The organism is Xanthovirga aplysinae, assembly GCF_009711365.1.
Taxonomy (GTDB): Bacteria; Bacteroidota; Bacteroidia; order Cytophagales; family Cyclobacteriaceae; genus Xanthovirga; species Xanthovirga aplysinae.
In genome coordinates this window covers 1-8,437 of record NZ_SMMB01001113.1, presented here as the reverse complement: position 1 = coordinate 8,437, position 8,437 = coordinate 1, and the positions used below count along the sequence as shown (strand labels likewise).

Genomic DNA, 8,437 nt, shown 5'->3' with positions numbered 1-8,437 from the left:
AAAATAAATAGGATCCTTTGTTTAAATTTTCGTTTGGACAAGTTGATGAAATATTTAAGAGAATTTTTACCGGTCATTTAGAACTGCTGTATTTTGGGTCTGGACTTTCGATTAATGCCCCATTAAAGCAAGAACTTCATGAATTATATTATTTGGTTATTTTAAAGTCCAAATTAAATTTAGGGCTTAAACTGCTTTTTAGGAAAGTTTTTTTTCATGTAGCGGTAAAGTTTGTCGTAATTGAGGTGTTCTTGATTGTTTATTCTTTCAGCTTTTCTTTCTTTAAACTTTAAGGCCAATTCTTTAAACTGCCCCTTTCTCGTATCAATCGTGGTTTCAGTCCAAAAACTTAATTCGTTCATTTTATAATCCTTTTTTCGGAATAAAAATGGATATTTTACTTTCACCTTTCCTTTACCTAATTCCATGGTTTTATATCCTAAAGTTACTTTCAGAGTAATACCTAAAGCAATGGGGGTAAGTATAACAATTAAAATATATTGGTATATGGCTCCGGTGAATTTAAAAAGTTGATAAAAAACAATCCCGTAAGCAATCAAAAGAAAGGCTGCAATGGAAAAAAGCGTGTTCTTTTTGGGGCTAATAGAAATCATTGTATTAAAGGCTTTCTAATTTAAAAACGCTTGCAAAGCTACCATATAATTCTAAAGAAAGTAAAAACTTGGGGCACCTTTTAGTTTTCAAAGATGCTTACTTAATTTTATTAAAGCTGTGAGAACCTAGGAAAATGATCGCATCTGCTGTAGCCTACAGTTACAGAATTAAAAATGATATTGTATAGGTAGAGATTCTCATGGTATTTTGGTTAATTTCTTATCTTGATTAAAGCAAAAAGTTTTAGAGTTATCAAAAATTGTGTCCGGTTTATGTTCGGATTTGTGACAATTTTTATTATTTCTCTTTGTTTTGCATGGCTTTCATTGAAAGAATTGAACTATTTTTTGATTTGGCATGCAGGTTGTTTAGGATTAGGGTGTACTAATAATAGAATTTTACCTACCAGTAAGTTTTGTTAATTATTTCCTCATAAAGCCTACCTAAAATGACACCATCTGAATTATATTTTAATGATATAATTTGTTTTCCCCCAATCAACTATATCCTTTATCTTGAAGTAATTGGTTTGCCATTGGGAGGGTGGGCATTATCTTTACTAGTCTTATTTATTTTTTCTAAGTGGAATTTAATTCTCTTCATTGTAATTATAGGTCTTCTTTTTTTAACCTGGTACAGTTACCTAAGTAACCTACATAGCCACTACAAAATGCTCATTTTTGTAATGGAGCAAAAAACAGAAGAAAGGATCCGAAAGGAATTGGCTAAAGATTTTCATGATGAAATGGGTAGTAAGCTGGCTAGTCTAACTGTTTTTGCAGGACTTCTGAATAAATCTCTCACAACGGAAAACCGAGCAGTTGGAGAACTTGCCAATAAGATTGAGACCAACTCTAAGGAGATTTTTCAGAATACTCGTGATTTTATTTGGGCAATGGATTCTGATAATGGTGATCTCGATGCAGTCTTTTGTTATTTAAAAGATTTTGGTGAAAATCTATTCGAAAATTCAGGAATAAGTTTTAAGGCATGTGTATCAAGTAAAATTGTCAAAAATTACAAAGTTCCCTTAACCGCAAGTCGACAGCTTATTTTAATTTTTAAGGAAGCTATGACCAATGCATTGAAACATTCGAGGTGTAGATTTGTTTACTTCATGCTGGAAGAAAGCAATGGAGAATTTGAATTGGTGATCAAAGATGATGGAAAAGGGTTTGAATTTGGAAGGGTTTGTAGTTCCAATGGACTTAAGAATATGAGAGCCCGGGCAGCAAATGCAGGTTTTAAATATTCTTTTCGGACAATGGAAAATTTTGGGACGGAGATTCGCCTGGGTTTCTAACGATTCATTCCTTAATTTTCTCCCTTTTAATTTTAAAGAAAATTAGGATTTACTTTCTCTTTTCTTCTTCTAAATAAAATTATTCTTAGCCCATAATTACATCCAATGAGTTACTTTAAAACCCGCATTGTAATAATTGAGGATGATGAACTCCTAAAGGAGGGCTATAAACTTGTTCTGGATAGTGTGAAGAATTATTATGTAGTAAATGCTTATTCCCATTGTGAAGAAGCTTTAGAAAACCTTACCAAAGATCGTCCTGATGTGATTCTAATGGATTTGGATTTGCCGGGAATGAATGGGGCCGAGGGAACATTTGAAATAAAAAAAATCCTCCCGCAAACTGAGGTTATTATAAATACGGTATTTGAAAATAGTGAGCAAGTATTTAAGGCTCTCTGTTCTGGTGCTAGCGGATATATTTCTAAAGGAGCTTCTTATACAGAGTTGCTGAAGGCTTTTGAGCAAGTATTGGAAGGGGGCGCTCCTATGAGTAATCAAATTGCCCGTTTGGTAGTGAAATCCTTTCAGAAGAATCCTCATTCACCATTAACGCGGAGAGAAACAGAAGTACTGGAACTATTGGCCAAAGGAAAGAGCTATAGTATAATTGCCGATGAACTTTTTGTAACAAAGGAAACAGCCAAATCACATATTAAAAACATATATTCCAAACTACATGTTAAAAGCAAGTCGGCAGCTATAGCAAAGGCCAGGGAGGAGAAGTTGATTTAATATAAAAGGTCTTTCTTTGGTTTTTCTAAAAACTTTCTCCAATAAATTTCATGAAAGGTTGATTGATGGGTGTTCTCCGGCAAAACGGGTTTAGAAAGGCCCAAATAGGGTTAGCTATTGTAGCTTTTTTGTTTATATTTCATTTTTAATTTTCCCTTCTTCAGGATTAAAGACAGCCCTGCAAACAAATTAATCTCTGGAAAATAATACATTTATTTTTTTCTTAAATGTAAAAGTTGATGTAATAAAATGTTGAATAATGATTGTTTTTTGTCATTGTTTTTCACTACATTATTTGCATTCCACTTGGAATTGTCTACTAATTCCATTGTGAGTCGTATTGGTCAATTTTAAAGATTTTCTCCTTTTTGATAAGTTTTGAAAATCTTTTATAGTGCAGAATAGCAAGAAAATTAGTATTTAAACTCGAGTTGGAAATCTGCCAATTTATCCTTTCAAATTTAGATTAACTTTATTTGAGTCTCAAATCTGTAGCTGTACTGCTTTAGGGCTACCGTTTTTCTTTCCTCCGACAAATGAAGTAAGTCTATCTTGCAAAAGAATTAACCCTCCAATTTAGTAGTAGTTTCTTTTCTTTGGTCCTTCTCCCTTAACCCTACCTTATTCAAGTTAAACAGTTTCACATTTTGATCGGACCATGGATTTAGAAGAAACCCTTTCAGTCATCAATTCGGAGGAGTTTGATTTTACTATTGTTTCTGCCTGTTTAGGTTAGGGACAATTAGTTTAATTTAATCAAAGTTATACAAAATCTCCTTCATCAACCCCTTGGTTAAGGCAAACTTAATCTAAAAAGCTTCAAAAACCCGCCTCAAACTATTTCTCTTCACCTTCTACTCTTTAAAAAAACCTTAAACAATTATTTAAATCATGTTCCACTAAAACAAAAATTCTATGATGAAAAAGCTACTTATTTGCTTCATTCTGGCTCCTCTATTTTTTACCGAGGTTTGGAGCCAAAGCCGGTCTGTGTCCGGAAGGATTACATCTCAAGAGGATGGTTATGGACTACCGGGTGTTTCCGTGGTTCTAAAAGGAACTACAACTGGTACCCAGACGGATGTTGGAGGAAAATATTCTTTAGAAGTCCCTCAAAAAGATGGGGTTCTTGTTTTTTCCTTTGTTGGTATGGCCACCCAGGAAATTGAAATTGGGGTCAGGTCGACAATTGATGTAATTATGGCTTCTGACGTGAAACAACTTTCTGAGGTGGTAATAACAGGGTATGGAGCACAGAGTAAGGAAAAACTGATAAGCTCCATTGCCATTGTAGATGCATCAGAAATTCAGGATGTGGCTATGCCAGATATTACTCAGATTATTCAAGGGAAAGCTCCAGGGGTTTTAATTACTTCTCCATCTGGACAGCCTGGGTCAGCCCAGCAAATCCGTATTAGAGGTACAGGTTCTATTTCTGCCGGAAAAGGGCCCTTATATGTTATTGATGGTGTAATTGTGGAAAATGGAGATTTTAGTACAAATACTGAATCCACCGATGTTTTGGCAGGTCTTAATCCAAACGATATAGAATCTTATTCAGTGCTAAAAGATGCCGCTGCTACGTCCTTGTATGGTTCCAGAGGGGCGAATGGTGTTATTCTTATTAATACCAAAAGTGGAAAGGCTGGCAAGACTAAATTCAGTTTTAATTTTCAGCAAGGTATTACAACCCCCAATCTTGGAAATTTTGTCATGATGAGTTCGGCTGAAGCTTTGCAATATGAAAGAGAATTATTGGAGGCTGCTGGATTTAGTCCCGAGGTGATTTTAGGGGCTCGTCCCGATGAATTGGCTTTGGTGGATACTGACTGGGTGGATGAGGCTTTCAGACAAGGGGTGAGCAGGAAATATGAATTATCCGCTTCCGGCGGTACTGCCAAAACAGTATTTTTTATTTCTGGGGAGTATTTTCAGCAGGATGGGGTCTTAATTGAAAGTTCCTTTGAGCGTTTTTCTTCTCGTTTGAATTTAAAGCATACGGCCAATGAAAAATTGGATTTTGGTATGAAATTTAACACCTCTTACACAAAAGGGTTAAATGCGACAGCAGGAAACCGTTTTTCAAGCCCATTATTGGGAGCGTTTGTGAATTCTCCATTTGATCCCGTGCGTGACCCTGATACGGGTGAATTGTATGTAGGGGATGAACCTGGTCGTATCACTTTTACCGGAGATAATTTTGTCCGTTCTGTTCCTCTAAACCCAGTGAATAATAATAATTTGCGTACTATTGGAAATTTTAATATTGGTTTCAATTTCCTTGAAAATCTTCGGTTATCTTCTAAAATAGGGGTTGATTTTGTAAGCATTAAAGAGTCCGATTATTTTGATAGTTCCACTCCTGATGGGGAGGCTAACGGTGGGTCTGCTACCAATGCCTATAATGAAAACCTTACCGTGACATCCCAAACCATGTTGACAGGTAATAAAACATTTGGGAATGTTCATAATTTAGATGCCTTGGCTGTATTTGAGGCCTCCAAGACGGAAAGGTCAAATTTTGAGGCTTTTGGAATAGGCTTTGCAAATCCTTTACTAAAAACCTTACAATCGGCGGCTCTTCCACAAGGTGTTGATGGGTTTAATTCTGCTTATTCTTTTTTGTCTTATTTGGGACAGCTCAATTATAACTACGATAATCGATATTATTTTTCTACCAGTATCAGAAGAGACGGGTCTTCTCGATTTGGCGCGAATTTCCGGTATGCCAATTTTTATTCCTTTGGAGCGTCATGGAGAGTTTCTCAGGAGGCTTTCATGAATAGTATCTCCTGGTTAAGTGACTTAAAAGTTAGGTTAAGTTACGGTTCATCTGGTAATGCTAACATTGATAATTTCGCCTCAAGAGGATTGTATTCTTATAGTGTTGCCTACAACGGGAATCCAGGTGGTTACCCTACTCAGGTAGATAATCCTGATCTTACATGGGAGACCACAAATATTGCAAATTTGGCCCTAGATTTTGGGTTATTTAATGATCGTGTTTCGGGGACAATTGAAGTGTATAGAAGAGTTGCCAACGATTTATTATTAGAGGTGCCGGTATCGGGTACTTCCGGGTTTTCTACTTACTGGGATAATATAGGATCTATGGAGAATAAAGGGGTAGAGGTGCTTTTAAGCGCATTGCCTGTAAAAGGAGATTTCAGTTGGAATGTAGATCTTAATTTATCCATGAACAGAAACAAAGTGCTGGAACTTTATAATGGGGAAGATATAAATGATTATGTGAGAATAATAAGAGAAGGCCTTCCCATCCGTACTTTTTATATGAGAGAATGGGCCGGAGTGAATCCTGATGACGGTACACCTATGTGGTCGGATGGGGAAGGAGGTACTACCGGAGATTATAATGCTGCCCCAGAATTGGAAGTAGGAAATGCAGAACCAAATTTTACCGGTGGTCTTACCAATAGTTTTTCCTTTAAAGGAATAGAATTATCCGCTTTCTTTTATTTCGCAGTAGGTCATGAGGTGTATAACGATTCAAGGAGGTTTATAGAAAGTGACGGTCAAAGATTCGGTTGGAGTCATTTGGCAGCAGCAGCAGATCGTTGGATGAAACCAGGGGATGTCTCTGAACGTCCTCAGGCTATTTATGGGGGAAATAACCAGTCTAATTTTGAATCTACTCGCTATCTGGAAGACGGTTCCTTTTTACGGTTAAGAAATATTCAGCTAGCTTATAATGTTCCAATGAGGTTAATTGAAAGGCTTGGCCTCACCAATGTAAAGGTTTATGCCCAAGGGCAGAACCTAATAACCTTGACAGAATACACTGGCTTTGATCCGGAAATGTCAGAGGATGGCCGTGAGTGGTTTCGCTATCCGAATGGTAAATCCTACACCTTTGGTTTAAATATTGGCTTTTAAATTATTGAAAGATGAAACATAGAATTTATTATATAAAAGTTTTAGCCCTGGTTGTCTTCTTGATTTCCTCATGCGATGATTTTCTCAAGATTGAACCTCAGCAAAGTTTATCTGATAGTGAGGCTTTTAGTACCATAGAAGCAGCAGAAACTGCACTGATAGGGGCTTATGCCCGTATGCAGAGTACTACATATTATGGCAGAGAAATGTTGGTTATGCCTGAAGTAGGAGGTGATAATGTCCTAATTGCTCTAGATAATTCCAATAGATTTTTGGGCTTTTCTGGTTACAATCTGACAACTTCAAATGGGGATGTAACGGACCTCTGGTTCAGGGCTTATCATGTTATTATGCAAGCTAATAATTTAATAAATAATGTGGATAATATAGAAGGAGGTACTGCTGAGGAAAAGAACCAACTTAAAGGGGAGGCTTTATTTATTCGGGCCTTGGTCCATTTTGATTTGGTAAGATCTTTTGGTCAGCCTTATTTAAATGGGAATGGTTCGAATCTGGGGGTACCCGTAATGTTGGTTTCTGAGATAGGAACACCCTCTAGGAATTCGGTTACGGAAGTGTATGCCCAAATAATTAATGACCTTTCTCAAGCCAAAGACTTAATGGACAATACTGAGGCGCCTTTTAGGAGTTCCTCAGATGCAGCCAATGCATTGCTTTCAAGGGTTTATCTTTATAAAGGCGATAATCAAGCGGCAGTTGAAGCTGCAACAGCTGTGATTGGCACTGGAAATTATAGCTTAATTTCTAATGAAAATTATTTGGATTCCTGGTCTACAGATGGTACATCGGAAGAAATATTTACCCTGAAGTTTCTGGCTGATGAGTCGACTGGGTCTAGCAATATTGGCCGAATTTATCTTAAGCCTGGTTATGGGGATATTCGACCTTCTCAAGATATCATGGATTTATACAGTGTTAACTCAAATGATGTTCGTAATGGCTTGATCAGGTATGAGGAAGAATATGCCGATCATTTTCAGTTTAAATTTGCTGGGATGTTAGGTGTTGACGGATTAGCATCTATTAAAATTTTACGTTTGTCCGAGGTCTTGTTGAATCGAGCTGAAGCCAATGCCAAATTGGGTAATTTAGAAGAAGCAAAAGAGGACCTTAATGTTTTGAGAGTACGGGCTGGGCTGGAATCTATTGATCCTGCCAACTCCAGTGTTTTGGATGAGGTACTATTAGAAAGAAGAAGGGAATTGGCTTTTGAAGGGCACCGGGCTTTTGACATTTTTCGAAATGGAGAGGATTTAAAAAGAATAGAATGTAATCCTTTGGCCGAATGTAGTGTTCCTTTCGGAAGTAATTTGGTAGTTTATCCAATTCCTCAGGATGAAATAAGCGCTAATCCTAATATGGTTCAAAATCCTGGTTACTAATTCAAAAAATCTTATTGAAGAATTGTATTAAGGGCGAAATTAGTTTTGCCCTTAATTTTTCAAATAAATATAAATATGAAAAGAATTTTGTCCCTATTGTTCTTGTGCATTATTAATTATTCTCATGCACAGTTGATAAGTGATGTTATTGACCCGTCCTTTTTGAATACTGCCTTGAGGTATGAAAATTTTGATCAAACCATAAAAGGTTCCCCTTTTTTTGTAGAGGAATGGTTGCCTGGAAAAGTGGAGTTTGAAGATGGAGCCAAATATGAAAAGTTGAAATTGAAATATGACCTATATCGTGGAGACCTATTATATGAAGATAAAACTAAAGGAGCATTGGTTTTGGATAAGAATATGGTAAGGGAGTTTTCTCTTATAGACCCTTTAAAGAAAGAGACATATGTTTTTGAAGTTATATCAATTCCCAGTAAAAGAGGAAAATCTTTTGGGGAAAGGCTTCTCAAAGGTGTTCATATTTCTT

Annotated in this window: 6 protein-coding genes; 5 read left to right on the top strand and 1 reads right to left on the bottom strand. The window is 36.5% G+C overall.

The genetic code is table 11. The features are described 5' to 3' along the window. Nucleotides 1-179 precede the first annotated feature (179 nt). Complete coding sequence (locus E1171_RS13260) at nt 180-614, bottom strand: hypothetical protein (RefSeq protein ID WP_155206490.1); 435 nt, start codon at nt 612-614, stop codon at nt 180-182. Nucleotides 615-1,300: 686 nt separating this feature from the next. Between E1171_RS13260 and E1171_RS13255 the strand changes: the two genes are divergently transcribed. The 5 genes from E1171_RS13255 to E1171_RS13235 all read left to right on the top strand — a co-directional run. After that, nucleotides 1,301-1,918, top strand: coding sequence for a sensor histidine kinase (locus E1171_RS13255; protein WP_187696441.1), 618 nt, complete (start codon nt 1,301-1,303; stop codon nt 1,916-1,918). Nucleotides 1,919-2,023: 105 nt separating this feature from the next. Next, entirely contained in the window at nt 2,024-2,653 is a 630-nt protein-coding gene (locus tag E1171_RS13250; protein ID WP_155206488.1) for a response regulator, read from the top strand. Nucleotides 2,654-3,568: 915 nt separating this feature from the next. Beyond that, nucleotides 3,569-6,547: a SusC/RagA family TonB-linked outer membrane protein gene (locus tag E1171_RS13245; protein WP_155206487.1), complete on the top strand. Its 2,979-nt coding sequence runs from the start codon at nt 3,569-3,571 to the stop codon at nt 6,545-6,547. Nucleotides 6,548-6,558: 11 nt separating this feature from the next. Continuing rightward, nucleotides 6,559-7,950 (top strand): RagB/SusD family nutrient uptake outer membrane protein, encoded by a 1,392-nt coding sequence (locus E1171_RS13240; RefSeq protein WP_155206486.1) that lies wholly within the window; start codon nt 6,559-6,561, stop codon nt 7,948-7,950. Between the two features lie 75 nt (nt 7,951-8,025). Then, the coding region (locus E1171_RS13235; protein WP_155206485.1) for a hypothetical protein at nt 8,026-8,437 on the top strand (412 nt) is incomplete at its 3' end.

What these genes read in the sequence shown, in the direction of transcription:
- E1171_RS13260 (WP_155206490.1), bottom strand. Translation starts at nt 614, where the DNA reads ATGATTTCTATTAGCCCCAAAAAGAACACGCTTTTTTCCATTGCAGCC.
- E1171_RS13255 (WP_187696441.1), top strand. Translation starts at nt 1,301, where the DNA reads ATGGAGCAAAAAACAGAAGAAAGGATCCGAAAGGAATTGGCTAAAGAT.
- E1171_RS13250 (WP_155206488.1), top strand. Translation starts at nt 2,024, where the DNA reads ATGAGTTACTTTAAAACCCGCATTGTAATAATTGAGGATGATGAACTC.
- E1171_RS13245 (WP_155206487.1), top strand. Translation starts at nt 3,569, where the DNA reads ATGATGAAAAAGCTACTTATTTGCTTCATTCTGGCTCCTCTATTTTTT.
- E1171_RS13240 (WP_155206486.1), top strand. Translation starts at nt 6,559, where the DNA reads ATGAAACATAGAATTTATTATATAAAAGTTTTAGCCCTGGTTGTCTTC.